This window comes from Nocardia rhamnosiphila NBRC 108938 (assembly GCF_000720425.1).
Classification (GTDB): Bacteria; Actinomycetota; Actinomycetes; order Mycobacteriales; family Mycobacteriaceae; genus Nocardia; species Nocardia rhamnosiphila.
Genome location: NZ_JOAJ01000008.1, coordinates 445,557 through 471,844, shown reverse-complemented (window position 1 = coordinate 471,844; position 26,288 = coordinate 445,557). Strand labels below are relative to the sequence as shown.

Annotated in this window: 28 protein-coding genes; 9 read left to right on the top strand and 19 right to left on the bottom strand. The window is 70.1% G+C overall.

The genetic code is table 11. The annotated features are described in order from the left end of the window. Positions 1 to 42: 42 nt before the first annotated feature. Complete coding sequence (locus tag IG75_RS0126650; protein ID WP_030523669.1) at positions 43 to 1,245, bottom strand: argininosuccinate synthase; 1,203 nt, start codon at positions 1,243 to 1,245, stop codon at positions 43 to 45. A 291-nt stretch (positions 1,246 to 1,536) separates the two neighbouring features. Here IG75_RS0126650 and IG75_RS39750 point away from each other — a divergent pair, with 291 nt between their 5' ends. Next, positions 1,537 to 1,683: a hypothetical protein gene (locus IG75_RS39750; protein WP_168165644.1), complete on the top strand. Its 147-nt coding sequence runs from the start codon at positions 1,537 to 1,539 to the stop codon at positions 1,681 to 1,683. Positions 1,684 to 1,777: 94 nt separating this feature from the next. Next, the gene (locus IG75_RS37540) at positions 1,778 to 3,271 is read left to right on the top strand and encodes a serine/threonine-protein kinase (protein WP_081877147.1); all 1,494 of its coding nucleotides are present in this window, start codon (positions 1,778 to 1,780) and stop codon (positions 3,269 to 3,271) included. 22 nt (positions 3,272 to 3,293) lie between these two features. On the opposite strand, the gene IG75_RS0126635 is transcribed toward IG75_RS37540, so the two are convergent. The 8 genes from IG75_RS0126635 to IG75_RS0126600 form a co-directional block, all read right to left on the bottom strand. Next, the gene (locus IG75_RS0126635; protein ID WP_030523671.1) at positions 3,294 to 3,803 is read right to left on the bottom strand and encodes an arginine repressor; all 510 of its coding nucleotides are present in this window, start codon (positions 3,801 to 3,803) and stop codon (positions 3,294 to 3,296) included. Continuing rightward, on the bottom strand, positions 3,800 to 4,765 hold the full coding sequence (argF, locus tag IG75_RS0126630; RefSeq protein ID WP_030523672.1) for an ornithine carbamoyltransferase: 966 nt from the start codon (positions 4,763 to 4,765) through the stop codon (positions 3,800 to 3,802). Before argF ends, IG75_RS0126635 begins: the two co-directional genes overlap by 4 nt. After that, positions 4,762 to 5,961, bottom strand: a complete 1,200-nt coding sequence (locus IG75_RS0126625; protein ID WP_030523673.1) for an acetylornithine transaminase — start codon at positions 5,959 to 5,961, stop codon at positions 4,762 to 4,764. The genes argF and IG75_RS0126625 overlap by 4 nt, the downstream gene beginning before the upstream one ends. After that, on the bottom strand, positions 5,958 to 6,872 hold the full coding sequence (gene argB, locus IG75_RS0126620) for an acetylglutamate kinase (protein ID WP_030523674.1): 915 nt from the start codon (positions 6,870 to 6,872) through the stop codon (positions 5,958 to 5,960). The genes IG75_RS0126625 and argB overlap by 4 nt, the downstream gene beginning before the upstream one ends. Then, on the bottom strand, positions 6,869 to 8,080 hold the full coding sequence (argJ, locus tag IG75_RS0126615) for a bifunctional glutamate N-acetyltransferase/amino-acid acetyltransferase ArgJ (protein ID WP_030523675.1): 1,212 nt from the start codon (positions 8,078 to 8,080) through the stop codon (positions 6,869 to 6,871). Before argJ ends, argB begins: the two co-directional genes overlap by 4 nt. Further along, positions 8,077 to 9,129 (bottom strand): N-acetyl-gamma-glutamyl-phosphate reductase, encoded by a 1,053-nt coding sequence (gene argC / locus IG75_RS0126610; RefSeq protein ID WP_030523676.1) that lies wholly within the window; start codon positions 9,127 to 9,129, stop codon positions 8,077 to 8,079. The genes argJ and argC overlap by 4 nt, the downstream gene beginning before the upstream one ends. Positions 9,130 to 9,292: 163 nt before the next feature. Then, entirely contained in the window at positions 9,293 to 10,108 is an 816-nt protein-coding gene (locus IG75_RS0126605; protein WP_051714930.1) for a thioesterase family protein, read from the bottom strand. Beyond that, a complete protein-coding gene (locus IG75_RS0126600) occupies positions 10,105 to 10,671 on the bottom strand; it encodes a TetR/AcrR family transcriptional regulator (protein ID WP_030523678.1) in 567 nt (188 codons plus the stop codon). The genes IG75_RS0126605 and IG75_RS0126600 overlap by 4 nt, the downstream gene beginning before the upstream one ends. A gap of 550 nt (positions 10,672 to 11,221) precedes the next feature. Between IG75_RS0126600 and IG75_RS0126595 the strand changes: the two genes are divergently transcribed. Further along, on the top strand, positions 11,222 to 12,022 hold the full coding sequence (locus IG75_RS0126595; RefSeq protein WP_030523679.1) for a crotonase/enoyl-CoA hydratase family protein: 801 nt from the start codon (positions 11,222 to 11,224) through the stop codon (positions 12,020 to 12,022). 22 nt (positions 12,023 to 12,044) lie between these two features. On the opposite strand, the gene IG75_RS0126590 is transcribed toward IG75_RS0126595, so the two are convergent. Continuing rightward, the gene (locus tag IG75_RS0126590) at positions 12,045 to 12,674 is read right to left on the bottom strand and encodes a helix-turn-helix domain-containing protein (protein ID WP_081877148.1); all 630 of its coding nucleotides are present in this window, start codon (positions 12,672 to 12,674) and stop codon (positions 12,045 to 12,047) included. On the opposite strand from IG75_RS0126590, the gene IG75_RS0126585 reads away from it, so the two are divergent. Together IG75_RS0126585 and IG75_RS0126580 are read left to right on the top strand one after the other, a co-directional pair. After that, complete coding sequence (locus IG75_RS0126585) at positions 12,673 to 13,365, top strand: AzlC family ABC transporter permease (RefSeq protein WP_307687598.1); 693 nt, start codon at positions 12,673 to 12,675, stop codon at positions 13,363 to 13,365. The genes IG75_RS0126590 and IG75_RS0126585 overlap by 2 nt on opposite strands. Further along, positions 13,362 to 13,685, top strand: coding sequence for an AzlD domain-containing protein (locus tag IG75_RS0126580; RefSeq protein WP_030523682.1), 324 nt, complete (start codon positions 13,362 to 13,364; stop codon positions 13,683 to 13,685). Before IG75_RS0126585 ends, IG75_RS0126580 begins: the two co-directional genes overlap by 4 nt. A gap of 33 nt (positions 13,686 to 13,718) precedes the next feature. On the opposite strand, the gene IG75_RS0126575 is transcribed toward IG75_RS0126580, so the two are convergent. The 7 genes from IG75_RS0126575 to IG75_RS0126545 form a co-directional block, all read right to left on the bottom strand. Then, positions 13,719 to 14,210, bottom strand: a complete 492-nt coding sequence (locus IG75_RS0126575) for a pyridoxamine 5'-phosphate oxidase family protein (RefSeq protein WP_030523683.1) — start codon at positions 14,208 to 14,210, stop codon at positions 13,719 to 13,721. Positions 14,211 to 14,311: 101 nt separating this feature from the next. Then, on the bottom strand, positions 14,312 to 17,113 hold the full coding sequence (gene ppc, locus IG75_RS0126570; protein ID WP_030523684.1) for a phosphoenolpyruvate carboxylase: 2,802 nt from the start codon (positions 17,111 to 17,113) through the stop codon (positions 14,312 to 14,314). Between the two features lie 120 nt (positions 17,114 to 17,233). Beyond that, positions 17,234 to 17,653 (bottom strand): VOC family protein, encoded by a 420-nt coding sequence (locus tag IG75_RS0126565; protein WP_030523685.1) that lies wholly within the window; start codon positions 17,651 to 17,653, stop codon positions 17,234 to 17,236. A 121-nt stretch (positions 17,654 to 17,774) separates the two neighbouring features. Then, entirely contained in the window at positions 17,775 to 18,446 is a 672-nt protein-coding gene (locus IG75_RS0126560; protein ID WP_030523686.1) for a hypothetical protein, read from the bottom strand. A gap of 180 nt (positions 18,447 to 18,626) precedes the next feature. Continuing rightward, entirely contained in the window at positions 18,627 to 19,196 is a 570-nt protein-coding gene (locus IG75_RS0126555; RefSeq protein WP_051714929.1) for a GNAT family N-acetyltransferase, read from the bottom strand. A 199-nt stretch (positions 19,197 to 19,395) separates the two neighbouring features. After that, positions 19,396 to 20,556 (bottom strand): Cmx/CmrA family chloramphenicol efflux MFS transporter, encoded by a 1,161-nt coding sequence (locus IG75_RS0126550; protein WP_030523688.1) that lies wholly within the window; start codon positions 20,554 to 20,556, stop codon positions 19,396 to 19,398. Between the two features lie 264 nt (positions 20,557 to 20,820). Then, positions 20,821 to 21,177: a PNPOx family protein gene (locus tag IG75_RS0126545; RefSeq protein ID WP_030523689.1), complete on the bottom strand. Its 357-nt coding sequence runs from the start codon at positions 21,175 to 21,177 to the stop codon at positions 20,821 to 20,823. A 261-nt stretch (positions 21,178 to 21,438) separates the two neighbouring features. Between IG75_RS0126545 and mscL the strand changes: the two genes are divergently transcribed. The 4 genes from mscL (at position 21,439) to IG75_RS0126525 (ending at position 24,556) form a co-directional block, all read left to right on the top strand. Further along, the gene (gene mscL, locus IG75_RS0126540) at positions 21,439 to 21,873 is read left to right on the top strand and encodes a large conductance mechanosensitive channel protein MscL (protein ID WP_030523690.1); all 435 of its coding nucleotides are present in this window, start codon (positions 21,439 to 21,441) and stop codon (positions 21,871 to 21,873) included. Between the two features lie 127 nt (positions 21,874 to 22,000). Continuing rightward, positions 22,001 to 22,765, top strand: coding sequence for an ABC transporter ATP-binding protein (locus tag IG75_RS0126535; RefSeq protein WP_156059174.1), 765 nt, complete (start codon positions 22,001 to 22,003; stop codon positions 22,763 to 22,765). Between the two features lie 13 nt (positions 22,766 to 22,778). Beyond that, a complete protein-coding gene (locus IG75_RS0126530) occupies positions 22,779 to 23,753 on the top strand; it encodes an aliphatic sulfonate ABC transporter substrate-binding protein (RefSeq protein ID WP_030523692.1) in 975 nt (324 codons plus the stop codon). Continuing rightward, positions 23,750 to 24,556 (top strand): ABC transporter permease, encoded by an 807-nt coding sequence (locus IG75_RS0126525; RefSeq protein ID WP_081877108.1) that lies wholly within the window; start codon positions 23,750 to 23,752, stop codon positions 24,554 to 24,556. The genes IG75_RS0126530 and IG75_RS0126525 overlap by 4 nt, the downstream gene beginning before the upstream one ends. Before the next feature lie 36 nt (positions 24,557 to 24,592). Here the strand turns inward: IG75_RS0126525 and IG75_RS0126520 are convergent, their stop codons facing one another. Both IG75_RS0126520 and IG75_RS0126515 read right to left on the bottom strand, forming a co-directional pair. Beyond that, on the bottom strand, positions 24,593 to 25,630 hold the full coding sequence (locus IG75_RS0126520; RefSeq protein ID WP_030523694.1) for a hypothetical protein: 1,038 nt from the start codon (positions 25,628 to 25,630) through the stop codon (positions 24,593 to 24,595). A 100-nt stretch (positions 25,631 to 25,730) separates the two neighbouring features. Continuing rightward, on the bottom strand, positions 25,731 to 26,234 hold the full coding sequence (locus IG75_RS0126515) for a hypothetical protein (protein WP_030523695.1): 504 nt from the start codon (positions 26,232 to 26,234) through the stop codon (positions 25,731 to 25,733). Positions 26,235 to 26,288 lie beyond the last annotated feature (54 nt).

Here is a 26,288-nt window from a genome sequence, read left to right as displayed (position 1 = left end):
CCTCTCCCACGTCTCGATCGGCCGTACCGGCTGCGCTGTGCGTTACTTCTGGTTCAGATCCCGCTTGGCCGCGACCTTGGAGGACAGGCCGTGGATCTGCACGAAGCCCTTGGCCAGCGACTGGTCGAAGCTGTCGCCCTCGTCGTAGGTGGCGAGGTTGAAATCGTAGAGCGACTGGTCGCTGCGCCGGCCGTTGATCACGACGTTCCCGGCGTGCAGCACCATCCGGATATCACCGGACACATGCTGCTGGGTCTCCGCGACGAAGGCGTCCAGCGCCCGCTTCAGCGGCGAGAACCACAGGCCGTCGTAGGCCAGCTCGCCCCAGCGCTGCTCGACCTGCCGCTTGTAGCGGCCGAGCTCCCGCTCCAGTGTCACGTTCTCGAGCGCGCGGTGCGCGGTGATCAGCGCGATGGCGCCGGGGGCCTCGTAGATCTCCCGGCTCTTGATACCGACGAGCCGGTCCTCGACCATATCGAGCCGGCCCACACCCTGCCGGCCCGCGCGGCTGTTCAGTTCGGTGATCGCCTCGAGCACGCTGACCTGGCGGCCGTCGATGGCGACCGGAATGCCGCGTTCGAAGGTGACGATGAGTTCGTCGGGTGCCTCGAAGTTGACGGTCGGATCGGTGGTGTAGTCGTAGACGTCCTTGGTGGGTGCGTTCCAGAGGTCCTCGAGGAACCCGGTCTCGACCGCGCGGCCCCAGACGTTCTGGTCGATGGAGAACGGCGACTTCTTGGTGACATTGATCGGGAGCTTGTTCTCCTCGGCGAAGGCGATGGCCTTCTCCCGGGTCCAGGCGTAGTCGCGGACCGGGGCGATCACGTTCAGGTCGGGGGCCAGGGCGCCGATCCCGACCTCGAAGCGGACCTGATCGTTGCCCTTACCGGTGCAGCCGTGCGCCACGGTGTCCGCACCGTGGAACTTGGCGGCCTCCACCAGATGCTTGACGATGAGCGGACGGCTGATGGCCGAAACCAGCGGGTATTCACCCTGGTAGAGCGCGTTGGCCTGAATGGTCGGCAGGCAGTACTCGTCGGCGAACTCGTCGCGGGCGTCCACGACGACCGCTTCGACGGCGCCGCAGTCCAGCGCGCGCTGACGCACCACGTTCATATCCTCGCCGCCCTGCCCCAGGTCGATGGCCACGGCCACGACCTCGGCGCCGGTCTCCTTGCCGATCCAGCTGATGGCCACGGAGGTGTCCAGCCCACCGGAGTAGGCGAGTACGACGCGATCGGACATGTTCTGGTGCTCCTCGGATGATGTTCGGTGGTGCGGGTGGTGTTCTGCGTGCGCGGCCCGCCGTCTTCCCAGCAGTATGCTGGCCCGTTGCCGGATCGGCTCGCGCCGCCGCTACAAATGATTATGCACGATGGTGCAATCTCATTCATAATCGGGGTGTCAACGCCCGCTACCTGGCGGTATATCGAGCCCAGAAGTGGCCGCCGGCGATGATCGCCCCTTCCCCGCCCACCTGCCTTATGAGACGCTGATCACAACGATCGGCGCTCGACAGGTAGAGGAGGACGAACCGTGCAGACGTTGCAGCAGTGGGCGCAGGACAATTACGAGACGATCGGCTACTACGTCGTCACCCTCGGCAATGCCGCCCTGGCCCTCGGCAAATCCGGTATCGAGATGGCCACACCGCTCCTGCAGGATCTGGTCAACAACCGCTGAGCGCCGCTCATTACCCGGCAGTTCCCCCATCAGGGTCCCGTACCCGAAAGTGCGGTAGCGTCACGACGTTCGGACGGGAGCGGAAGGAGCGGTGGTGCTGGGGGTGGGCGCGACCTTCGCGGGATACCGGATCGAAGGGGTGCTGGGACGGGGCGGTATGGGAACGGTGTACCTCGCCCGCCATCCGCGGCTACCGCGCAGTGTCGCGTTGAAGCTGCTCAGCCGGGAGGTGAGCACCGATCCCGAACTCACCCGCCGGTTCGAACTGGAAGCCGATGTCGTCGCCCGGCTGGAGCATCCCGGAATCGTCGGAGTGTTCGACCGGGGGACCGACGACGGACACCTGTGGATCGCCATGCAATACATCCGGGGCACCGACGCGGCGACCTGGGACGCCCGGGCGCATCCGCCCGCGACCGCGGTCCGGTTACTCGGCGAGACCGCGGCGGCGCTCGACTACGCGCACAGCCGGGGCGTACTGCACCGTGATGTGAAACCGGCCAACATCCTCATCGCCGATGCCGAATCGCTGCGTGAATCCCATTCGGTGCTGACCGATTTCGGTATCGCCCGGCTCACCGACGCCAATACGAAACTGACGGCCACCGGGGCATTCACCGCCACCCTCGCCTACGGCTCCCCGGAGCAGTTGTCCGGTGCGCAGGTCGATCATCGCTCCGATCAGTATTCGCTGGCCTGCACCCTGTTCGCGGTTCTCTCCGGCCGGCCTCCGTACGCGTCGACGAACCCCGGCCAAGTGGTGATGGGGCATATCTCGCAACCGCCGCCGCGCCTCACCGCCACCCGCCCCGACCTGCCCACCACTCTCGACCCACTGGTGGCCCGCGCAATGGCCAAACAGCGCGAAGACCGCTTCCGCGATTGCGGTCAATTCATCACCGCGGTACGCGAGGCCCTGGAGGGCAGGCATATCGCGGCACCGCCGACGACCCCGGTGACACCCGTGCCGGTCGCGCAACCGGTGCGCACGCACACCCCGCCGGAAGCGCGCGTGGGCCACGCTTCCTTGCCCCACCCGTTGCCGGCGCGGCAGCGGGTGGTGACCGACCCGCGGCCGCCGGTTGCCGGCCCACGATCGGCGGGTAGCCGGTCATGGCCGCAACCGCAGGCACCCGGGCCGCGGCCGTCCCGCGCGACCGCCGTCACCGCCGGTATCGCCACCTTGTTCGTGGCGGTGTTCCCGGTGTTCGTCTTCTGTGTGGGGCTGGTGGAGACAGCCCGGACGATCGCACAGGGCGCTCCAGCCGGGCGCGCGGATCTCGTCTACTCCGTGCTCGCGCTCCTGTTCATCGGAGTCGTTTCCCTGCTGTGGGCCGGCGCCGGCCTGCTGTTGCTGGCGGGCCGACGATCGGGCCGCGTACTGACGCTGGTGAGCTCGGTGATCGGCGTACTTTCGGCGATCGCCGGAACGGTGGCCGCCGTCGCCACACGCGAGTTGGCGGTTCTGGCGCTCACCGGTCCATTGCTCGTGCTGTCGGCGGTCGCGTTCGGCTGCGCCGCATCCCGCGCCACCGGGCGGTGGCTGTCGTATCGCACCTCCGTGCGGGCCGGCGGACCCAGGTACTGACCGCCGGGTACGAGCGCACCGGTCAGGCGAGGTTCTCGATCTTCGCGGCCAGTTCGGCACCGGTGAGGGGCTCGCGGGCGATCACCGCGATGGTGTCGTCCCCCGCGATCGTGCCGACGATATAGGGCAGCGAAGCGCGGTCCAGGGCGCTGGCCAGGAAATGCGCGGCGCCCGGCGGGGTGCGCAGGACCGCGATGTTGCCGCTGGAATCGGTGGAGACCAGCAGGTCACCGAGCAGTTTGGCCAACCGCCCCGTGCCACCGGTGACCCCGCGCACCGGGCTGCCGTCCTCCGGCACCACGTACACGCCGGCGCCGCCGTCGGCGGCCCGGAGTTTCACCGCGCCCAGTTCGTCCAGATCGCGCGACAGCGTCGCCTGGGTGGTCTCGATCCCCTCCGCGGCGAGCAGGGTGGCGAGTTCGGTCTGACTGCGCACCGGGTGCGCGGCCAGCAGCGCGATGATCCGCGACTGCCGGCCGGCGCGGGTGGCGGCGGTGACCGGTCCCGCCGAATGTATCCGGGTCTCGCTCATCGTCGTCGGGCGTCCTCGCGTGCCAGCAGCCACACCAGCAGCGCCTTCTGCGCGTGCAGCCGGTTCTCCGCCTCGTCCCAGACCACGCTCTGCGGCCCGTCGAGTACCTCGTCGGTGATCTCCTCGCCGCGATGCGCGGGCAGGCAGTGCAGCACGATGGCGTCGGCACCGGCCCGGGCCAGCAACTCGGTGTTCACCTGGTACGGCCGGAACGGGCCGACCCGGTCCAGACCGTCGCTCTCCTGCCCCATGGAGGTCCAGGTGTCGGTGACCAGAACATCGGCGCCGTCGGCCGCGATCAGCGGATCCTCGGTGACGACGATGCTGCCGCCGGTTTCGGCGGCGCGGGCCTCGGCGGCTGCGACCACCGCGGGCGCCGGGAGGAAACCCGCCGGCGCGGCGATCCGGACGTGCAGTCCGGCGGTGACCCCGCCCAGCAGCAGCGAATGGGACATATTGTTGGCGCCGTCGCCGAAATAGGCCAGCCGCAGCCCGCGCAGCCCGCCCTTGTGCTCGGTGATGGTGAGCAGATCGGCCAGTACCTGGCAGGGATGGAATTCGTCGGACAGCGCGTTGACCACCGGAACCGTGGCGGTGGACGCCATCTCCTCCAACCGCTGCTGGCCGAAGGTCCGCCAGACGACGGCCTCGACATAACGCGACAGCACCCGCCCGGTATCGGCCAGCGTTTCGTCGCGCCCCAACTGGGTGGTCTGACCGTCCACCACGATCGCGTGCCCGCCGAGCTGGGCGATACCCAGCTCGAAGGAGAACCGGGTGCGGGTGGAGTTCTTGTCGAAGATCACCCCGACACCGCGCGGGCCTTCCAGCGGACGGTGCGCGAACGGGCTTTTCTTCAGTTCGGCGGCAAGAGCCAGCACCTCGGCCTGTTCGGCGGGTGTCAGATCGTCGTCACGCAGGAAATGGCGGACAGCGGTGGCCGGTTGTAGGGAGGCGGTCATCCGCGCGGTCCTTTCGTTTCGGCCAGCACCTCGTCGAGGATCCCGGGCAGATCCAGCACGAGATTGTCGGCCTGGGTTTCGGTGAGCACCAGCGGCGGCGCCAACCGGATCACATCGGGTTTGGCCGGGTTCACCAGATATCCGGCGGCCCGCGCGTGGGCCTCGACCCGGGGCGCCACCGGGGCGGTCAGCCCGATCCCGATCAGCAGTCCGGCACCGCGCACATCGGCGATCAGCGGATGCTCGAGCACCGCGATCCCGTCGCTGAGCCGTTTACCCACCGATTCCACGTGTTCGAGCAGCCCGTCGTCCTCGAGCGTGCGCAGCACGGCCAGGGCCGCGGCCGCGCAGACGGGATTACCGCCGAAGGTGGTGCCGTGCATACCGGGCGTGAACAGTTCGGCCGCCGGCCCGGTGGCCAGCACCGCCCCGATCGGCAGCCCGGCGCCCAGCCCCTTGGCGAGGGTGATGACATCGGGGGTGATACCGAACGACTGGTGCGCGAACATCTTGCCGGTGCGGCCGATACCGGTCTGCACCTCGTCCAGGATCAGCAACGCCCCGGCCCGCGCGGTGATCTCCCGGGCCCGCACCAGATAGTCCATCGGCGGTACCACCACACCGCTCTCGCCGAGCATCGGCTCGAGGAAGACCGCGGCCGTATCGGAGTCGACCGCGCGCTCCAGGATCCGCGCGTCGCCGTAGGGGATGTGCACCACCCCGGGCGGCATGGGTTCGAACGGTGCGCGTTTGGACGGCTGACCGGTGAGTGCGAGCGCGCCCATGGTGCGGCCGTGGAACGCCTCGTCACAGGCGATGATCTTGCGGCGACCGGTGAGCCGGGCCAGTTTGAAGGCCGCCTCGTTGGCCTCGGTGCCGGAGTTGCAGAAGAAGGCACGACCGTCGCCGTCACCGAAATGCCCGAGCAGCCGCTCGGCGAGCTCGATCACCGGTTCGCTGCCGTACAGGTTCGAGACATGGCCGAGCGTGCCGAGCTGGTCCATCACCGCGTTCAGGATGGCCTGATGTGCGTGACCGAGGCTGTTGACCGCGATCCCGCCCACGAAATCGACATAGCGGTTGCCGTCCGCGTCGTACACCACCGCGCCGGTCCCCCGGGTCAGCACGACCTCCGGAGTGGGGTAGTTGCGCATCATCACGTTCGACCAGCGTTGCCGCAGTTCCGCAGTGTTCATGCTCTGACTCCGTTTTCCTCGTTCGCCGGCGGTGTGACCATGGTCCCGATTCCCTCCCCGGTGAAAAGCTCCAGCAGTACCGAATGGGGTACGCGACCGTCGATGACGTGTGCGCCCGATACGCCCCCGCGGACCGCGCGCAGACATGCCTCCATTTTGGGGACCATCCCCGCGTCCAGGGACGGCAGCAGGTCGGCCAGCGCGTCGGTGTCGATCACACTGGTCAGCGAGGAGCGGTCGGGCCAATTCGTGTACAGGCCCTCGACGTCGGTGAGGACCACCAGTTTCTCCGCGCCGATCCCTTCGGCGAGCGCGGCGGCCGCGGTATCGGCGTTGATGTTGTGCACCACACCGTCGGCGTCGGGGGCGATGGTGGACACCACCGGGATCCGGCCCGCGCGAATGAGGTCGAGCACCGAATCCGGATGCACATCGGTCACATCGCCGACCAGTCCGATATCGGTGGCCTCCCCGTCCACGAAAACCGTGCGGCGGGTCGCGGTGAACAGCCGCGCGTCCTCACCGGAGATCCCGACGGCGTAGGGCCCGTGCGCGTTGATCAGCCCGACCAGTTCCCGGCCGACCTGACCGAACAGCACCATCCGCACCACATCCATCACCTCGGGCGTGGTGACCCGGAACCCGCCCCGGAACTCCCCCGTGAGGCCGAGGCGTTTCAACATGGCCGAGATCTGCGGCCCGCCCCCGTGCACCACCACCGGGTGCACCCCGACGGTGCGCAGGAATGCCATATCGGCGGCGAAAGCGCGTTTGAGGCCGTCGTCGATCATGGCGTTGCCGCCGTATTTCACGACCACGATCTTGTCGCGGAATTTCTGCAGCCAGGGCAGCGCACCGGCGAGGATATGAGCTTTGTCCAGCGCGGACAGTTCGCGCAGCGCGTCGGTCATGAGCTGTAGGCCGAATTCTCTTCGACGTAGCCGTGGGACAGGTCGGTGGTGCGGACCGTGGCGGTGCCGTCGCCGAGGCGCAGGTCGACGACCACCTGGATATCGGCGCCGGACAGGTCGACCTCGCGCGCGCCGGGCGCGCCCGTGCCGTCGATGCAGACCGGGAAGCCGTTGAACGATACCGAGATGAGGTCGGGGTCGAGCTCGATGGGCGCGGTGCCCACCGCGGCCAGCACCCGCCCCCAGTTCGGGTCGGAGCCGAACATGGCGGTTTTGACGAGGCTGTCCCGGGCGATGATCCGGGCGGCGACGAGTGCGTCGTCCTCACTGCGCGCGCCCTCGACCGTGACCAGCACCCGCTTGGTGACACCTTCGGCGTCGGCCATCAGCTGACCGGCCAGATCATCGCAGACCGCGAGCACAACCGCATCCAGTTCGTCCTGGGTGGGCGTGACCTCACTGGCGCCGTTGGCCAGCAGCAGGACCGTATCGTTGGTCGACATCGCGCCGTCCACGTCGAGACGGTCGAAGGTGAGCCGGGTGGCCCGCCGTAGCGCGGTGTCGAGTTGTTCGGCACTGGCCACGGCATCGGTGGTCAGCACGACCAGCATGGTCGCCAGGCCGGGGGCCAGCATGCCCGCGCCCTTGGCCATCCCGCCGACATTCCATTTGTCCGGATGGTGCAGGGATGCTTCTTTCGGCACGGTGTCGGTGGTCATGATGGCATGCGCGGCATCGGTACCGCCGGACATCCCGCCGCCCATCTCGTGCACGATCTCGGTCACCGCGGGCAGCAGTTTGTCCATCGGCAGCCGGTCGCCGATGAGGCCGGTGGAGCACACCGCGATCTCCCCGGCGCCGGTTTCGGTGCCCCAGTTGCTCAGCGCCGCGGCGAGTTCCTCGGCGGTGCGATGGGCGTCCTGGAAGCCCTCGGGTCCGGTGCAGGCGTTGGCCCCGCCGGAGTTCAGGATCACCGCGCGCAGCCGGCCGGCCTTCAGGACCTGCTGCGACCACAGCACCGGTGCGGCTTTGACCTTGTTGGTGGTGAACACACCGGCCGCTGCGTAGTCGGGGCCCTCGTTGAAGACGAGCGCGAGATCGGGGCCGCCCTTGGCCTTGATACCCGCGGCGATCCCGGCGGCCCGGAAGCCCAGCGGTGCGGTGACGCCCTGGTTGTGCACGAGGTTTCCGTTCTGGTCGGTGGTCACGGGGCCACTCCTACGGTGGACAGCCCGGCGGTTTCGTCGAAGCCGAGCGCAAGATTCATGGACTGCACCGCGCCGCCGGCGGTGCCCTTGGTCAGATTGTCGATCGCACCGATCACCACGAGCAGACCCGCGTCGGTGTCGACGGCGACCTGCAGCGTGACGGAGTTGGCACCCAATACCGACCCGGTCTGGGGCAGGACGCCCTCGGGCAGCAGATGCACGAAGGGCTCGTCGGCGTAGGCCTTCTCGTAGACGGCGCGTGCCTCGGCCGCGTCCACCCGCACCGGCGCGGTGCAGGTGGCGAGAATTCCGCGTGGCATGGGCGCGAGCACGGGGGTGAACGACACCCGGACCGGCTCGCCGGCGACCGCCGACAGGTTCTGCGTGATCTCCGGGGTGTGCCGGTGCGCACCGGCCACGCCGTAGGCCCGGGCGGACCCCATGACCTCGGACCCGAGCAGGCCGACATCGAGTTTACGGCCGGCCCCGGAGGTGCCGCTGACGGCGACGACATGCACCGTCGGCTCGACGATGCCCGCGGCGACCGCGGGAGCCAGCGCCAGGCTGCTGACCGTCGGGTAGCAGCCGGGGACCGCGATACGGGTGGCGCCCCGCAGCGACTCCCGTGCACCGGGCAGTTCCGGCAGGCCGTACGGCCAGCTCCCCGCATGGGGTCCGCCGTAGTATCGGTCCCAGGCAGCCGGATCGGTGAGCCGGAAATCGGCACCGCAGTCGATGATCACCGCGGATTCCGGTAGCTCGGCCGCCAGTGCCGCCGACTGCCCGTGCGGCAGGCCGAGGAACACGATGTCGTGGCCGGCCAGTTCGGCGGCCGTGGTCGGGGCGAGGATCCGGTCCGCCAGCGGCAGCAGCTGCGGCTGCAGTGCGCCCAGGGCGGTGCCCGCGTTGTTACCGGCGGTCAGCGCCCCGATCTCGAGGCGCCCGGCTCGGTACTCCGGATGCCCCAGCAACAGACGCAGCACTTCCCCGCCCGCGTAACCACTGGCACCGGCGACGGCCACGCGCAGGGGTCCGTTCCGGTCGGGCATATCCGTGAGATCAGCCATGTCATGATTATGCACGACCATGCAAGCTCATTCACAAACCGGTCCCCGTAGGCCTCCCGTCAGCGGCCGGATGAATTCGCCGCACCCCATCGGACGGGCGATCACGGGCCTTCCCGGTCCACGCCACCCGGCCCGCCGCTCTTGATCACACAGCCTGCGCCAGCAGTGTCTGCGTGGCGGTCCCCACCGGCCCGGTCCGGTCGTACACCGTCGCGGTGTTGAGTGCCCCGCCCTCGGGCGCGATTCCCGTGCGAGTGTCCAGGCCGATCCAGTCACCGGCCGGATCCCGGTACAGCGCGAGCGCCAGGTCGGCATTGATGACGGGGTATCGCACGAGGTCCAGGCACAGGGCCGCGCCGTAGGCGGAGTCCACGACGGTCAGCGCCCGCTGCCAGGCAGAGAGGTCCTCGTCCGGCAGGAGCGGGATCCGCGGCCGCGCCCAGACCCGCGCCGGGCCGAGCTCGTCGAACCCGCCCTCGGCGAAACACCAGTCGACCGCCGACATGTATCCGCCGAGATAGGCGCCCGGAAAACGCACCGGGCGCGGCGACGGCTCCGGCGCGCGCAACCCGGCACCGCCGGGCCGGGACGGGTAGTCCGCCGGCGTCACCGGCATACACCAGGCCCGGGCCGTGAGCACCGGCCGATCACCGACCCCGGCGACGGCTTCCACGAGTTCGGTGCGCCGCCCCGGCTTGACGGTGGCGACCCGGATCCGCAGGGGTTCCATCGGGACCGGTGCGAGAGTGTCGACGGTCAGCCGGGCGAGGCGTTTGCGGTCATCCGGTACCAGATGGTGTTCGACGGCCCGGGCCAGCAGCGCCGAACAGGGGCCCAGATGCTGCGTATCCGGACCCCACGGCGACCCGGCGCCGGCCGTGGGAGCGAACCGGCCGGCGTCGAGCCGTTCGAAGAAGCTCGACGCCGGCGGCGGGGTGAGATGTCGGTCGCGCTCGGTCATGGTCGCTCCTCCAGGACTGCTCGGACCGCGGTGCGCACCAGATCGTCGACCCAGGACGGCGGGGGACGGAGTTCGGCGAGATGCCGGCGTACCGCGCCCGCCGGCACATCGAACACCGCGAAACCCAGGCGGTGGCCGTCGAGATCGGGGTGCCGGGCGCGCAGCGTCCGGTAGGCGACGGCCGCGTCGTCGTTGAGCGCGCGCAACTGCTCGCCGAGTTCCCCGGGCCACCGCTGGGCCAGATCTTCGCGGCGGTGCAGCAGTAGAACCGCCGCTTCGGCGGTGTGCGTGCGACACCAGCGCACGCTGTGCATCGCGGCGGCCTCGATATCGCCGCTCTCCAGCGCCGTGACGAACCCGGCCTGGAAGCGGCGGATCCCGCGGATCCAGAGTTCGGCGATGATCAGGTCCCGGGACGCGAACCGGTGATAGATGGAGCCGATGGGTGCGCCCAGACGGCGGGCGATCGCCCCCATCGTCGCCGCCTGCGGACCCTGCTCCGCGATCAAAGCCAGCGCGGCATCGAGAATCTCGTCCCTGTCGTACTTGGCGGATCGGCCCACCTCGCAATATTAGAATCGATGCTCTAGAAAGTAAATTCCAATATGCCGATCTGCGGTCGAAACTCGTGAGGGGCGTACTGGGCACACCCGCCCCGGAACCCGGCCGGACATCGAGAACACCGGCCCCGCTCGGCGACTCGCCGACACTCGCGGCGAGACCCCCGCTCCCACACCCGCCGACGCCCTCACCACATCGGCTAGCATTTAGAACATGCGTTCGAATGGCAGGCTTCGAGATCGGCTCGGCGCCCTGGAGCGGGCCGTCGACGCACTGCTCTCCTGCGACCTCACCACGGTCCCGGACGGCGAACTCGGCACCTCACTCGCACGGCTCGAGTCACACACCCGCACCCTCGTCGGCCTCACCGCGCGGCTGGCGCACGAGCGCGACCACCGGAACAGGCGGGTCGCGGCACCTCCCGGCAACACACCCACACGAGACGCCGCGGAGACCCGGGCCGCCGCGCCGAACCGCACCTCGCACTCGCCCCACCCGAACCGATCGGGCATTGTTGCCGATGACCGCAGCACCGTGGCCCGAGGAGTTACCGTGACCGCACCCGTGCGCGTGGAGCGCACCGGCGACGTCGTCGTCTGGACCATCGACAATCCCGAGCAGCGCAATCCGATCTCCGACGAGGCGACGATCGAAGCCCTGGAGAACGCCGTCCGGGCCGCCGACCGCGACCATTCCCTCCGGGTGGCCATCCTCACCGGAGCGGGTACGGCGTTCAGCGCCGGCGGCAATGTCAAGCACATGCGGGACAAGGCCGGAATGTTCGGCGGCGCCCCGGCCGACCTGCGCCAAGGCTACCGGCGCGGTATCCAGCGCATCCCCAGGGCGCTGTACCACTGCGAGATCCCCACCATCGCCGCGGTGAACGGCCCGGCGATCGGCGCCGGCTGCGATCTCGCCCTCATGTGCGATATGCGGATCGCCGCGACCACCGCCACCTTCGCGGAGAGCTTCGTCCGCCTGGGCCTCATCCCCGGGGACGGCGGGGCCTGGCTGCTGCCGCGGGCGGTGGGGATGGCCCGCGCCAGCCAGCTGGCGTTCACGGGCGCCGCCATCGACGCCGCCACCGCACTCGACTGGGGAATGGTCAACGAGGTCGTCGAACCCGATCGGCTGCTCGACGCCGCCCACCGGCTCGCCGCCGAGATCGCGGCCAATCCACCGCACGCGCTGCGGATGACCAAACGCCTGTTGCGCGAGGGCCAGCAGCAGAGCCTGGAAACACTGCTGGAGCTCTCCGCCGCGATGCAGGCCCTCACACACCACACCGCCGATCACGACGAAGCCGTCGCCGCCATGCTGGAGCGGCGCACGCCCCGTTTCACCGGACAGTGACGACCGGCCCGATACCGGCGCGTCAGGAATATTCGGAGATCAGCGTCGCCACCGTGGCGGGCGCGAGTGCTTCGAATACGTGCGGAACATCGGCCGGATAGGCGATGTAGTCACCCGGCGTGAGTTCCACGAGCTCGTCGGCCGTCCCGACGAGCGCGCGGCCCGCGCCGAGCAGTACATGTTCCACCGTTCCGGGAAGGTGCGGCTGGGAGGCCCGCCGCGGCCCGGGCTCGGCGGCGACCCGGTAGATATCGCGGCGCACCCCCGCCGGGCCGACCGCCAGCAGCGTGGCCCGGTAATCGGCCTCGGCCGAGAACACCGCCGGCCCCTCCGCAGCCCGGATCACCCGGATCTGCGGGCGCGGTGGGTCGAGCAGGCGTGAGAAGGGCACCTCCAGCGCCAGGCACAGCGCCCACAGGGTCTCCAGGCTGGGGTTGCCGCTGCCGGATTCGAGCTGCGAAAGGGTCGATTTCGCGATACCGGCCCGCCGGGCCACCTCGGTCAGAGACAGCTCCGCGCGCAGGCGCTCCCGGCGCAGCGATGCGGCGATCACCTGCTGCGGGGTCCGGTCGCGACCTGCTCCGGGGTGACCGGGCGGCCCATTGTTCGGTTCAGAATCGTTTTGTTCGGTTTGACGAACAGTGGCGTCCATGTTCACTATGGTAGCCATGCGTTCGTTATGGCGAACGGTCGATCCGCCGACCCGATCACTGATCACCGCACTCTGCGCCGCGGTCACGGTGGCCGGTATGTCCTACGGGGCCACTGCGGTCGCGGCCGGTTTCCCCCTGTGGTTCCCGGTCGTGCTCGGTGTGCTCGTCCTGGCCGCCGGATCGGAATTCCTGTTCGTCGGGATCGTCGCCGCCGGCGGCAGCCCGCTCGCCGCCCTGTGCGCCGGCCTGCTGATCAACGCACGCCATATCGGCTACGGCCTCGCGGTCCCCGAGGTCCTCGGCACCGGGTGGCGCGGCCTCCGCGGCGCGCACCTGCTCAACGACGAGACCGTGGCGGTGGCGCTTGCCCAGCGCACCACCGGCCACGGCCGGGCCGCCTACCTGGCCTGCGGCGCCGGCATCCTGGCGGTCTGGCCCGGCGGGACACTGCTGGGCGGCCTGCTCGGCACCGCGGTGCCCGACCCCGGTGTCTTCGGGGTGGATGCCGTGTTCCCGGCGGTATTGCTGGGGCTGATCATGCCCGCGCTACGCGAACCCACGGTCCGGCGCGGTGCCCTCGCCGGGTCCGCCCTCGCCCTGCTCACGACTCCGCTGCTGCCCGCCGGCCTGCCGATTCTGCTCGCCGCCGTGGCCGCCGCCCGCACGATTCCACGGCCGTGGGCGCGATGAACGGCCTCGGATACCTGGTGGGCGCCGCCCTCGCACTGGCGGCCGGAACATTCGCCTTCCGCCTCGCCGGGCCGGTACTGGGGCCCCGGATCACTGTCTCCGCCCGGACCACCGCGCTTCTGGAGAACGCGTCCGTCGTCGTCCTCGCCGCCCTCGTATGCACCACCGCCCTGACCGAGGACGGCACCGCGGCCGGGATCGCGCGCCCGGCCGGAGTCCTGACCGCCGGTGTGCTCTACCGGTTCCGGGCGCCGCTGCCCGCGGCCCTGGTGGCCGCGGCCGCGACCACGGCCGCGCTGCGGCTGGCGGGCGTACCGTGACCTCGCGGCGACCCGGGAACCCGCGCCCCGGGTCTAACGCTTCTCCACCACACGCTCGCCCTCACCCGGTTTCCAGATGGTGACCCGCAACAGATCGTCGCCGACCTCGACCGACGACGCCGAGGTCAGGTCGGCCACGAAGAAGTGCTCGAACGGCTGGTTCCGCAGATCCAGCCCGCTGTCCTCGTACAGGTACTCGGCGAAACGCGCGTGCAACGCGGTATCCGGATCATCGATCACCAGACCGAACAGTTTCGCGTCCCCGTCGGACACCATCGTGTCCTCGGTCGCGGTGTGCAGGCAGAAGCGCGGATCGCGCGCGAGATCCCGGAATTTGGTGGTGCCCGGCATCCCGACGATCACCAATTTCTCCTCGAAGATGAGCGGCTCCACCGGACTGATCCGGGGGAATCCGTCCGAACGCAGAGTGGCGAGCATGCACAGATTGCTGGTCGCGGTGTGGCGACGACGGAAGATCTCGCTGATCCGCGGCGCCTCGGCGGTGAATTCACTCCAGGTCGTCATACAGCCGACGGTACGACGGCCGGCGCCGCCGCGGGTGACACCGAGCCCGATCCGAGACGAACAGCGCCCGCACCGGTACCCGTACCGCCGGCCGGCGCGGGTCAGCCCGAGTTGCGCAGCGCCGTGGCCAAACCGTTCATCGTCAGCAGGATGCCGCGTTTCACCAGTTCGGAATCGTCCCCGGCACGCAACCGGCGCAACAGTTCGACCTGCATCTGGTTCAGCGGTTCCAGATACGGGAACCGGTTGCGGATGGATTCCGCCAGCGACGGATTGTCGGCCAGCAGATGGTCGTTGCCGGTGATGGCGGCATGGACGGCGACGGTCCGGGCGTGCTCGCGCTCGATCATCCCGAAGATGCGTTTGCGCAGATCGATATCGTCGACCAGTTCGGCGTAACGGGCGGCGATATCGAGGTCGCTCTTCGCCATCACCTGCGCGAGATTCGACAGTACGGTCCGGAAGAACGGCCACCGGCGGTACAGATCCGAGAGCCGCGCGAGCCGGTCCGGATCGCCGTCGATCCACTCCTCGAGCGCGGTCCCGGTGCCGTACCAGCCGGGCAGCATCACCCGGGCCTGGCTCCAGGACATCACCCACGGAATGGCCCGCAGATCCGAGACCGAGTTGGTGGGTTTACGAGAGGCGGGACGGCTGCCGATATTGAGGTCGCCCACCTCGGCGACCGGAGTCGACTGCCGGAAGTACTCCACAAAGCCGGGGGTTTCGTGCACCAGCCGCGCATAGGCGGCGCGGGCCCGGTCCGCGAGTTCGTCCATGAGCGCGTAGGAGGGTTCGGCATCGGCGCCCAGCCCCTCGACATCCAGCAGCGTCGATTCGAGGGTGCCCGCGATGAGCGATTCGAGATTGCGGTGCGCGGCGCCGCGTTCGGCGTATTTCGCCGCGATGACCTCACCCTGTTCGGTCAGCCGCAGGGAACCCCGCACGGCGCCGGCGGGCTGCGCGAGGATCGCGTCGTAGCTGCGGCCCCCGCCGCGCCCGACGGTGCCGCCGCGACCGTGGAACAGCCGCAGCCGGATCCCGTATTCGCGCGCCAACTCCACCAGGTCCAGTTCCGCCCGGTACAGCGCCCAGTTCGCGGCCAGGTATCCGCCGTCCTTGTTCGAATCGGAGTAGCCGAGCATCACCTCCTGGCGCATTCCGCGTGCCACCACCAGCTCCCGGTACTCCGGCACCTGCAGTGCCGCGGCCAGCGTCGACGCACCGGCCGCCAGATCCTCGATGGTTTCGAACAGCGGCACGATCCCGGCCGGGCAGGAGGGGCCGCTGTCCGCGTCTCCAGGATCCAGCAGGCCGCCCTCCTTGAGCAGCAGGGCGGCCTCGAGCAGATCACTGACCGAGGTACACATCGAGATGATGTAGTTGGGGACCGCGTCCGGGCCCAGCGCGGCCACCACGGCGGCGCCCGCACGGATGATTCCCAGCTCTTTGGCCGCCTGCTCGCCGATCCGCGCCCGCGGTCCCAGCAGCGGGCGGCGGGTACGCAGTTCCCGGGTGAGCAGGTCCACCCGCTCGGACTCGGGCAGGCTCGGATAATCCGGATGCACGCCCGCCCAGGCCAGCAGTTCGGCCACGACCTGCTCATGGGTTTCGGAATTCTGACGCATATCCAGGCCCTGCAGATGGAACCCGAAAGTCTCCACCGCACAGCGCAACGCCGCGAGGTGGTCGTCGGCGAGCAGTGCGTCTCCGCCGGCGCGCAGCGAGGCATCGACGGCGTCGAGATCGTCGAGCAACTCCTGGGGCGTGCCGTAGGGAGCGCCGGCGGCGCCCTCGCCGGCGGCGGACGATTCGAACTCCCAGGGGCCCGCCGCCTCGGGGTCCAGCGCGGCGACAGCGCGCCGCGCGGTCGCGGTGAGCCGGACCCGGATGCCGTACAGCGCCCGCCGATACGGTTCGTCGGCGTAGGTCTTCGGGTCCGGATAGCCGCCGTCGGCGAGCGCGCGCAGTCCCGCGGTCACCGGGACCAGCCGCGCCGACAGCGCCAGTGTCTTCTCCAACTGCACCAGTTCGCGCAGGTAACGCGCGAACGCCACCCCCGCGGCCTGCGCGGCCGCCGTGCGCACCACCTCCGCCGTCACATACGGGTTACCGTCCCGGTCCCCGCCGATCCACGAACCGGGCCGCAGCATGGGTTTCGACAGCAACCGCTGCTCGGGCCAGCGCGACCCCAGCGCCGTGCGCACGCTCGCGTTGATGGCGGGGATGACATCGAACAAGGTGAGTTCGTAGTACCGCAGCCCGACCGCGATCTCGTCCTGGATACGCAGCCGCGACAACCTGATCAGCGCCGTACGCCAGAGAGTGAGTACCTGCCGCCGGATCTCGAGCTCGAGCTGTTCCCGTTCGGATTCGGGGGCCCGCTGCCGCCGGCGCATCAATTCGGTGACGCGGGTCTGGGTGTCGAACACCGTACGGCGCCGGGTCTCGGTGGGATGTGCGGTGATCACCGGGGACACCAGCGCGTCGGCCAGCAGTTCGGCGACCCGCTCCCCCGGCACCGCGGCCGCGTCCAGTTTCCGGTAGGTGGCGGCCAGGGAGGAGTCCTGCGGGGCTTCGCCCGCTGCCTCGTGCGCGGCGCGGCGGCGGTCACGCTGGATGTCCTCGGCGAGATTGGCCAGCAGGACGAAATAACTGAAGGCCCGGATCAGCGGCAGTGCCACCGCGATTTCCACCCCGGCCAGCATTTCGCCGACCGCGCTGCGCTCCACCTCCTCCCGCCGGACTCGGAACGCCTCCACCCGCACCCGCTCCACGAGGTCGAAGACCTCGGGGCCCTCGTGATCGCGAATGGTGTCGCCGAGCACGCCGCCGAGGAACCGGATGTCCTCGCGCAGCGGCAGGGTCGCGTCGTTTCCTTCAGCGGTCTGCGCATCGCCCATGATCAGAAGTATGGACGGCCACCGTGCCGGTAGCTGTGACGACGCACACGGCCGGGGCCGGCCGGGTGCGCCGGACGCCGCGGAACCCCACTATCGGCACAGGTGACGCCCCTCCTGCCCTCAGCCCAGTGGCTGGGAGAAACGCAGGAAGTTTCCCCAGGGATCGGCGAAACCACAGTCGCGCACGCCATAGGGTTGATCGGCGGGTTCCTGGGTGACCCGGACCCCGGCGTCGCGCAGCCGCGCGAAGGTCTCGTCCACCGCTTCCGTGACGAAGATCAGCGTGCCGTGCGCCCCCGCGGCCAGCCGGCGCCGCGCCTCGGCGCGCTGCTCGGGATCGGGCACCATGGACGGGGTCTCCAGGATGAACTCGATACCGGGCTGTCCGGCCGGCCCCACGGTGACCCAGCGCAGCGGGCCCAGCGGCAGATCCGCGCGGACCTCGAGGCCGATCACATCCCGGTAGAACTCGAGGGCCTCCTGCTGATCGCCGACCAGCACACCGATATGCGACAGTGCGAGGTCTTTGCCGTGGGTCATTCGATTCTCCTTCGCCGCGGGCACGCCCGTACCTGGTCCGGCCGGGTATTCCGCCGGCCGGTATGTACATCACACACGACGTGTCCCGGTCGCGGAATTCATCGCCCGGCCCGAAAATCGGTCAGCGCACCGCGACACCGGCAGCCCGGGACTGCTTCGCCAGCCATATCGCGGTCGCGACGACACCTCCGGTGAACACCAGTTCGGCGCAGTTGGTGAGCAGCATGGGTGGCATGGCCGCCGAGACCACCGTCATGATCACGGTGGTCACGGTCCAGAGCCGGTAACCCCGCGCCCGCCACACCGCCACCGCCGCCACCAGCACGACCACCACCGTCACCACCGGCGGCAGCAGTCCGGCCACCGACGCGTGCGCGGTGGTGTAGCGCACGGTGCCCGCCCACTCCCGCGGTTCCAGCGTGAGCGGGGTCAGCTCGCTGGCCACCCCCACCACGATGACCGCCGCCGTCAGCGCCGCGACCGCGGCCGGTACCCACCGAGTCCGCGCCCACCCGACCCCGGCCCGGGCCGCGGCGGCGCACGCCCACGGCATCAATAGCGGGGTGAGCACGATATGGGCGACGAAACGGGGCGCCGACCAGCTCTCCAGCGTCGCACCGGCACCGATCCAGCGCCCCGCCGCGAGTACCGCGTTGTCGTAGGCCAGGGCCGCGCACACCACGGCGGGTACGAGGAGCAGCCGGTCACCGGTCACCCGGAACCGGAGCGCGCACCGGCCGGCGAGCGCCAGCTGACCGGCGGCGAGCACGGCGAAGAGTACGGACGCGAGCACGAAAATCCTTTCCGGCCGCGGTGGGCCGGGACCGGCCGCCAGGATACTGCCACCGCGGCCACCCGACCGCCCTCGCGACCCGGCCGCGATCCTCCGGAGTCACTGCCGCCGCGGCCACCGGATCGCCCTGCGGCCGGTCCGCGACGCTCCATCGTCGCTGCGTCGCGCCGACTGCCCGGCTCACCCGCGCCGGCGACCCCGGACGCGGATTCGCGCCGCGGCACCCGGCGTTGTCGTGCCGAGCTGCCGCGCTCCGGCACCGAGGGCTTTCGCGAACCGGAAGAGGCGGGCGGCACCAGGACCCACCTCCGCGTATCCGGCCGCCCGATAGAGCGCACGTGCCTCGGGCTGCCGGTCGCCGGCCGTGACAAGGGCCTCCCGGTAGCCCAGCCGGACCATCTCGGCTTCCAGTTCCGCGAGCACCCGGGTCGCGAGTCCGCCACGCCGGTACTCGCGCGCGGTCCAGACACGTTGGACCTCGGCGGTCGTCGGATCGAACCGGCGGAATCCGCCGCCCGCGACCGGGCCGCCGTGGTCCACCAGCACCAGCAGATCACCGTCGGGGGCGGAGTAATCGGCGGCCGGGCAGTCCCGGAGCCGCCGGTGGATCGCACCGGCCGTACCGCCGTAGCGGATGCTGTGGTCGATGGCGAGTTCCGCGAGCAGCGCCACGGCCAGCGGATGATCCTGGTGGACGTGATACAGACGCGGACCGCGGGCCCGCGTATCGATCGCCGACGGTGCACCCACGCTCGACCTCCATCACCCCTGGCCGTTGCGCCACACCACTCGGCCGATCCGGATGGTGAGGGTGAGATTAACGAACGGCAGGGGGTCGGCACACCGATTCCGGTCGCGTGTTGTCGAACTCTGGACACTGTTACGTTCCGTTTACACCACCCGCTGTTCACCGGCCGATAAACCGCGCACGCACAGCGGCTCTGTCGTCCTACCGGGTCGCCGCCCCGGTGAATATCGCGCGGAAGCGCAGTGCCGGCAGCAGCGCCACTCCCACCAGGACACCGCTCACCCACATCGGCCCCCGGTCACCCCAACCGGTCCCCAGGGCCAGCCCCGCCAGCGCGGGCCCCGCCGCGGCACCGACGTTCAACGCCGCCGTCGCATAGGAGCCCGCCATGGTCGGCGCGCCCGCGGCCTCGTAGAGCACGCGTGCGATCAGCGGGCTCCCCACCCCGAACGACAGCGCCCCCAGCACGCACACCAGGACGAGCAGGGCGACGGGACGGTCGGCGGTCAACGCGAGCGCGAACCAGCCGCCGCACAGCAGCGGGCCCCCGACCGCGATCACCACCGCGGCGTACTCGTCGGACAATCGCCCGGCGACTGTCACACCGGCGAAGGAACCCACGCCGAACAGCACCAGCACTACCGGCACCCAGAAGGCGCCGAACCCACCCGTCCCGGTGACCAACGGCGCGAGGAAGGTGAAGCTGCCGAAAGTCGCCGCGTTGACGAGCGCCCCCAGCAGCATGACCACGAGCAACCGCGGACGTCGCAACTGCGCGAGTTCGCGACGGAGGTAGGGGGCGGCGGTCTGCCCCGAGTGGCCGGGCATTCCGGCCACGACGACACCGGCCGCGGCCGGCAGGCACAGCAGCGCGAGCGCCCAGAAGGTGGCCCGCCAGCCGAGCATCGCCCCGAGTAGTGCGCCACCCGGCACCCCCGCCACCGTGGCGAGGGCGGTACCACCCAGCAGGATCGCCAGCGCCCGGCCCTGCCGTCCGGCGGGGACCAGCGCCGCGGCCGCGGTCAGCGCGACCGCGAGGAACCCGGCGTTCGCGACGGCGGCCACCACCCTGGTGGCGACCAGGACGGAGAAACTGCCGGTCACCGCTCCGGCGATATGCGCGGCCAGGAACAACAGCAGAAAACCCAGCAGGCTCGAGCGGATCGGCCAGTTCCGGGCGAGACCCGCCATCAGCGGTGCGCCCACAACCATTCCGATGGCGAACGCCGAGGTCAGCAGGCCGGTGGCGCCGAGGTCCACACCGAGATCGGCCGCGATATCCGGGACGAGACCGGCGAGCATGAATTCCGAGGTGCCCATGGCGAAGACCGCCAGGGCGAGCAGGTAGAGAGTGAAAGGCATGAAGGGCTCCGAGGTGGAAGAGACAGGAATCGTCTCGTCACCCCGGTCAGCGCCCGGGAATCACCGGATGACCGTGCGGCCGGAAGGCGGCACGGTGAACGGGTAGCGAAAGGTCAGGGGCTGACGGGGATGACCGGCAGCCCTGCTCTGGATGCCTCCGGGCTCGACACGGCAGGAAGACTACCGGCTCACCCGGCCTACCGCACAGCTGTTTTCGCGCCCCGCGACAACGACCCGCCCGTACTCTCGATGCCCGCGCCGAACTCAGCCGGGCTCGTCGAACCGGACTCGCACGCCGACACGGCCCTTCTCGTCGCGCCGGGCGGTCGCGTGCCCGCGCCGATCGCCGTCGCGGAAGTGCAGCACGAGGGGCGCGCCCGCGCCGAGGAAATTGCGCCACCAGGTCTTCTTATCGGGCATGGCGACACCGATGAGCAGGCCGCCGTCCTTCTTCAGATAGTTCACCGGGGTCCGGAACGTCCGGCCCGATCGCCGCCCCACGTACTCGATCTCCACGAAACCCTTACCCAGCAGGGGGCCCAGCACCGGTGCGTCGAGCAGGGCGACCACCCCCGTGTTGAAGCCCCGGACCGCCCGGCCCAGCAGTGTCGTCGATGCCACGGTTCCTCCTGATAGCTGTTCCCCCGGCGATGCCTCGACCCTAGCGCGGTGCGGCGCGGGCCGCCGGTCCGGCGACGCCACCCGGGGCGCGCGGATTCCGGCGGGCCGGGCGCGCACCCGATCGCTGCCGGTTTGCGCGGCGCAACCCCGGCTGCCACTATCACCTGCGGTGTAGCGCCGGGACCTCGCTCGCAGCGGTACCGCTCAGCGGCCGAGACCGGGACCGGCGGTGAACAGCAGCGTTCGATACGGAGTGGATTGATGCTCAAAGGTTTCAAAGACTTCCTCATGCGCGGGAACGTCATCGATCTGGCCGTCGCCGTCGTGATGGGCACCGCGTTCACCGCGGTGGTGAGTTCGGTGACCAAGGGCGTGGTGGAGCCGTTGCTGGCCGTCCTCGGCGGCAGCGGCCAGTTCGGTTTCGGTGTCACACTGCTCGCGGGCAAACCCGCGACCTTCATCGCGCTCGGCCCGATCATCAGCGCCGCCATCGATTTCGTCATGGTCGCGGCAGTGCTGTACTTCGCGCTCATCCTGCCGATGAAGACCATGCAGAAACGCTTCTACGCCCGCAACAAGGTGGACGCCGAACCGTCGACCCCGGCCGATATCGCCCTGCTGACCGAGATCCGCGATCTGCTCGCCGAACGTGCCGAACTGGACAAGAAAGACACCGCGCAGGTGCGCTCCTCCTAGACCGCGGACGTTCGCGGCCGGCGGTGACCGGCCGATCGTTCGAATCACGCCTCGTATAAACCTGTTCACCGGCCGGCGAAGCGCATACCTTCCCCCGGTGAGCTCGACCGTCCTGCATCCCGCGACCCTGACGCTGCGCGGGGTCCGCCGCAGTTTCGGACCCACCACCGTGCTGCGCGATATCGAGCTCGATATCGCACCCGGGCAGATCATCGCGCTCGTCGGCGCGTCCGGGTCGGGGAAATCGACCCTGTTGCGGCTCATCGCCGGCCTCGATCGGCCCTCGGCCGGTTCGGTGACCATCGACGATCGGCCCATCACCGGGGTCGACCCGCGCTGCGCGGTCGTCTTCCAGGAGCCGCGCCTGCTGCCGTGGCGGAATGTGGCCGGCAATGTCGCGCTCGGGTTGCCCGCCGGAACGGGCCGCGCCGCCGGCGCCGCCGCCGTGCGGACCTGGCTGGACATCGTGGGGCTCACCGGTTTCGCGGAGTACCGGCCGCGCCGGATCTCCGGCGGGATGGCCCAGCGGGCGGCCCTGGCGCGGGCCCTGGTGCGGCGGCCCGGAGTGCTGCTGCTGGACGAACCCTTCGCCGCCCTGGACGCGCTGAACCGGCTGAAAATGCAGAACCTGCTGCTCGAGGTGCACGGTGAGGTGGCCACCACGGTGGTGCTGGTCACCCACGATATCGACGAAGCGCTGGTACTGGCCGATCGGATCGTGCTGCTGGAACCGGAGCCCGGTCGCGGCTCCGGTATCGGGTCGATCTTCGAGGTGCCCGGTCCGCGGCCCCGGGAACGCACCGACGGCCGGCTCACCGCATTGCGCGCCACCCTGCTCGACCGGCTCGGAGTCCCGAGCCCGGCGCGGCCCCGGCCGCCGAGGTTCTCGTGAAGGAGACCGTCCGATGAAATTCCGTGCCGCCCTGGCGATCCTGACCGCGGCGGTGGCCGCGCTGACCGCCGGCTGTGTCCAGGGTGAGGGGTCCGGTGACGCGGGCGGCGCCGATATCGCACTGGACTACGCCTACTACAACCCGCTCAGCCTGGTCGTGCGGGACCAGAGGCTTTTGGAGAGCGCCGGTTACGACGTGACCTGGGTGCTGTCGGCCGGCAGTAACAAGGCCAACGAGAATCTGCGCGCCGAAGCCATCGATGTGGGATCGACCGCCGGATCGGCGGCGCTGTTGGCGCGGGCCAACAACACTCCGATCAAAGTCGTCTCGCTGTACAGCAAACCGGAATGGACGGCACTGGCCGTGGCGCCCGGCTCCCCGATCGGTACGGTCGCGGACCTGCGCGGCCGCAAGATCGCGGCCACCAAGGGCACCGACCCCTACTTCTTCCTGTTGCAGGCGCTCGCCACCGCCGGGCTCACCGGCAAGGATGTCGATATCGTCAACCTCCAGCACTCGGACGGAAAGGTCGCGCTGGAACGCGGTGCGGTAGCGGCCTGGGCCGCACTGGACCCGTATATGGCGCAGAGCCGTCAGGAGGGCAAATCGCAACTGCTCTACCGGAACCCGGATTTCGCCACCTACGGCACCCTCAACGCCCGGGAGGATTTCCTCGCCGAACATCCGGACCGGGCACAGGCGGTCGTGGACGCGTACCGGACCGCACGTGAGTGGGCGCTCGCGCATCCCGCGGAACTGACCGCGCTGCTGGCGCGGGAGGCGAGCGTCACCCCCGAGGTCGCCGCGGAGGAACTGGACCGGACCGTGCTCGACAACGACCCGGTACCCGGCCCGGAGCTGCGCACTGTGCTGGAGCGGGTGGTGCCCATCATCGTCGGTGACGGCAGCGTGCGATCGGCGGAAGCCGCGACCGGCGCGCTGGAAAGCCTGTTCGCACCGGAATTCGCGGCGCGGGCCGCTGCATGAGCACCACAGCGCAGGTCGCCGATACCGCCGCGGACACTCCGCGGCCCGTCGGCCCACCGCGGTGGGCCCGGGTCGGACTCGGCCTGATCGTGCCGCTCACGCTGCTCGCCCTGTGGCAGCTCGTCACCGTGGCCGGCCTGTATTCGCCGTCCCAGCTGCCGCCGCCGGCCGATGTGCTCTCCGCCGCCATCGACCTGCTCGGTGACGGCGCGCTGTGGCACCACCTCGCCATCAGTGTGCAGCGCGAGCTCATCGGCTACCTGGCCGGCGCGGCGGCCGCGCTGGCCCTGGGCGCGCTGATCGGGCTGTCCGACCTCGCCCGGCGCCTGCTCGCGCCGACGGTCGAGATCCTGCGCACCGTACCGTCCCTGGCCTGGGTGCCGCTGCTGCTGTTGTGGCTGGGGATCGGCGAACAACCCAAGGTGGTGCTGGTCGCCATCGGCGCGTTCTTCCCGATCTACACCACCACCGCTTCGGCGCTGTCCCAGGTGGATCCGCAGCTGATCGAGGTCGGCCGCGCCTACGGCCTGCGCGGCGCGGCCCTGCTCACCCGGATCATGCTGCCCGCCGCGGCGCCCTCGATCCTGAACGGGCTGCGGCTGGGCCTGGTGAACGGCTGGCTGTTCCTGGTCGCCGCCGAACTCATCGCGTCCTCGAAAGGCCTGGGGTTCCTGCTGATCGACAGTCAGAACACCGGCCGCACCGACATCATGCTGCTGGCCATCGTGCTGCTGGCCGGCCTCGGCAAAATCAGTGATATCGCCTTCGGCGCGGTGGAACGGGCGGTCGTGGCCCGGCGGTGAGTGATCCGCCCGATCGACGCTGCGGTGCCGCCTCCACTACTCGGCCGGTGTGAGGATCGCCAAGATCTCGTCGGAGTAGTAGAAGGGTTCCAGTCGTTCCCGGATCAACCGGGCCAGCACCCCGTCCCGCTCGGCGGCCGCCACCACCGCCGGACCGTAGCGCAGGATCTCGGTGACGATGTCCTCGCCGGTGAGGCCCAGCTCCGCGAGCAACTCGGCGAGCGTATGGTCCCGGTACTTCTCGTGGAGAACCTGCACGCATTCGGCCACCAGCAGGCCGAAGTACTCCTTCTCGCGGGTGGTCACCGCGATGCGGTAGCAGAGCCCGACGAGTTCGTGGAGGTCCTGTTTCGTCAGGTACTCCCGCAGGCCGCTGATCGGTTCGTCGGCGTGCAGATCCCAGAACTCCATGGTGGCGTCGTGCACGGGGGCGTCGCGCAGCATTTCGCGGATGGCGTTGTTGGTGCGTTTGAGGGCGTACAGGGCGCCCTTGCCCGCGATATCACCGAGGATGCTGTTGGATTCGGCGGCCTTGCGGGCGCGGTCGGCGGCCGACTGCCCGATCGACATGAGTGTGCCCATACCGGGGATCTTCTCCGCGCGCTGCCGGTTGGCCTCCACGAAGTCGCCGACCAGTTTGTCGACGAACTTGGAGGCGACGGTGGCCACCAGGGGACTGTCGGTCAGTCGTTCCAGAACCCGTTCCTGGGTCCGGTGCATATCCACGATCTTCTGCAGCAGCGCCTCGACCGGTTCGCGTTCGACCAGTTCGCCCAGGGTGTGGTCTTCGTTGGCGGCGATACTGTCGTAGATCGCGTCGGCGAACAGACCGGCGGTATCCGCCAGGACCGCGCTGCCGCCCACCTTGTCGACCAGGGTGGCCACGGTCTGCTCGAGTTGTTCGACCTCGACGACCTCGCCCGCGCGCACCGTGCCCGCGACCTCGAGCGCGGCCGCCACATCCCGGGCGACGACTTCGGCGAACCGGTCCCCGCTCACTTCGTTCAGCAGCCACTGCACCTGGGCGTCGAGCAGCCGGCCGGCGAGTACCCGTGCGGTATCGACCTCGGTCACAGATTCTCCTTCTGAGCGGCTTCATACGGTCGGCGCAGGCCACAGCGAAGGCCGAGGTATCGCCCCCGCCCCCTGTCGCTCCGGCGCGGGCCGGGCGGGATCAGGCCCCTTCGCCCTCGTGCAAGGAGGTGCGAATCTGTGCCAGACGTTCCCGCGCGGCCTGTTCACGCGCTTCCCACTGTTCGTCGGCGCCGCGGCCGGCCGGGCTCTGCCTACCGAGTGCCCGCGCACCGAACGCGGTGCCGAAACGCCGCTCGACCTTATCGCGAACCGAACCGAACGTCGGCACACCGGAAGCGCTGTAACCACCGGCCGCTCCCCCGCTCGGCCCGGCTGCCGCGCCGGCACCCCCACCCACCTGCGACGACGAACCGAGGTCCGAGGCGGCCCCATAGCCGGGGGGCTGCGGGGTGCCGGGAATCACACCGGGCGCCACCGCGCTCTGCCCGGTTTCCGACAGCAGCCGGGTGGCGGCCTCGTACAGCGGGGCCAGCGTGTCGCGGCCCGCCGCGGCCACCACCAGGACGGCCAGCAACTGCTCGTCGGGCAGGGCCGCCAACCGAGCGGCGAGCGCGCCCGGATCGCCTGTGCTGGGTTCAGTCATGCGACCACCCTACGATGTCCGGTCCGCCCGTTCGGACGGACCGACCACGTTGCC

Coding starts and splice junctions, on each gene's coding strand:
- IG75_RS0126650 (WP_030523669.1), bottom strand. CDS start 1,245: ATGTCCGATCGCGTCGTACTCGCCTACTCCGGTGGGCTGGACACCTCC.
- IG75_RS0126635 (WP_030523671.1), bottom strand. CDS start 3,803: ATGAGCGAGACCCGGATACATTCGGCGGGACCGGTCACCGCCGCCACC.
- argF (WP_030523672.1), bottom strand. CDS start 4,765: ATGACCGCCTCCCTACAACCGGCCACCGCTGTCCGCCATTTCCTGCGT.
- IG75_RS0126625 (WP_030523673.1), bottom strand. CDS start 5,961: ATGAACACTGCGGAACTGCGGCAACGCTGGTCGAACGTGATGATGCGC.
- argB (WP_030523674.1), bottom strand. CDS start 6,872: ATGACCGACGCGCTGCGCGAACTGTCCGCGCTGGACAAAGCTCATATC.
- argC (WP_030523676.1), bottom strand. CDS start 9,129: ATGCCCGACCGGAACGGACCCCTGCGCGTGGCCGTCGCCGGTGCCAGT.
- IG75_RS0126605 (WP_051714930.1), bottom strand. CDS start 10,108: ATGACCGAGCGCGACCGACATCTCACCCCGCCGCCGGCGTCGAGCTTC.
- IG75_RS0126585 (WP_307687598.1), top strand. CDS start 12,673: ATGTTCACTATGGTAGCCATGCGTTCGTTATGGCGAACGGTCGATCCG.
- IG75_RS0126590 (WP_081877148.1), bottom strand. CDS start 12,674: ATGGACGCCACTGTTCGTCAAACCGAACAAAACGATTCTGAACCGAAC.
- IG75_RS0126580 (WP_030523682.1), top strand. CDS start 13,362: ATGAACGGCCTCGGATACCTGGTGGGCGCCGCCCTCGCACTGGCGGCC.
- IG75_RS0126575 (WP_030523683.1), bottom strand. CDS start 14,210: ATGACGACCTGGAGTGAATTCACCGCCGAGGCGCCGCGGATCAGCGAG.
- ppc (WP_030523684.1), bottom strand. CDS start 17,113: ATGGGCGATGCGCAGACCGCTGAAGGAAACGACGCGACCCTGCCGCTG.
- IG75_RS0126565 (WP_030523685.1), bottom strand. CDS start 17,653: ATGACCCACGGCAAAGACCTCGCACTGTCGCATATCGGTGTGCTGGTC.
- IG75_RS0126550 (WP_030523688.1), bottom strand. CDS start 20,556: ATGCCTTTCACTCTCTACCTGCTCGCCCTGGCGGTCTTCGCCATGGGC.
- mscL (WP_030523690.1), top strand. CDS start 21,439: ATGCTCAAAGGTTTCAAAGACTTCCTCATGCGCGGGAACGTCATCGAT.
- IG75_RS0126530 (WP_030523692.1), top strand. CDS start 22,779: ATGAAATTCCGTGCCGCCCTGGCGATCCTGACCGCGGCGGTGGCCGCG.
- IG75_RS0126525 (WP_081877108.1), top strand. CDS start 23,750: ATGAGCACCACAGCGCAGGTCGCCGATACCGCCGCGGACACTCCGCGG.
- IG75_RS0126515 (WP_030523695.1), bottom strand. CDS start 26,234: ATGACTGAACCCAGCACAGGCGATCCGGGCGCGCTCGCCGCTCGGTTG.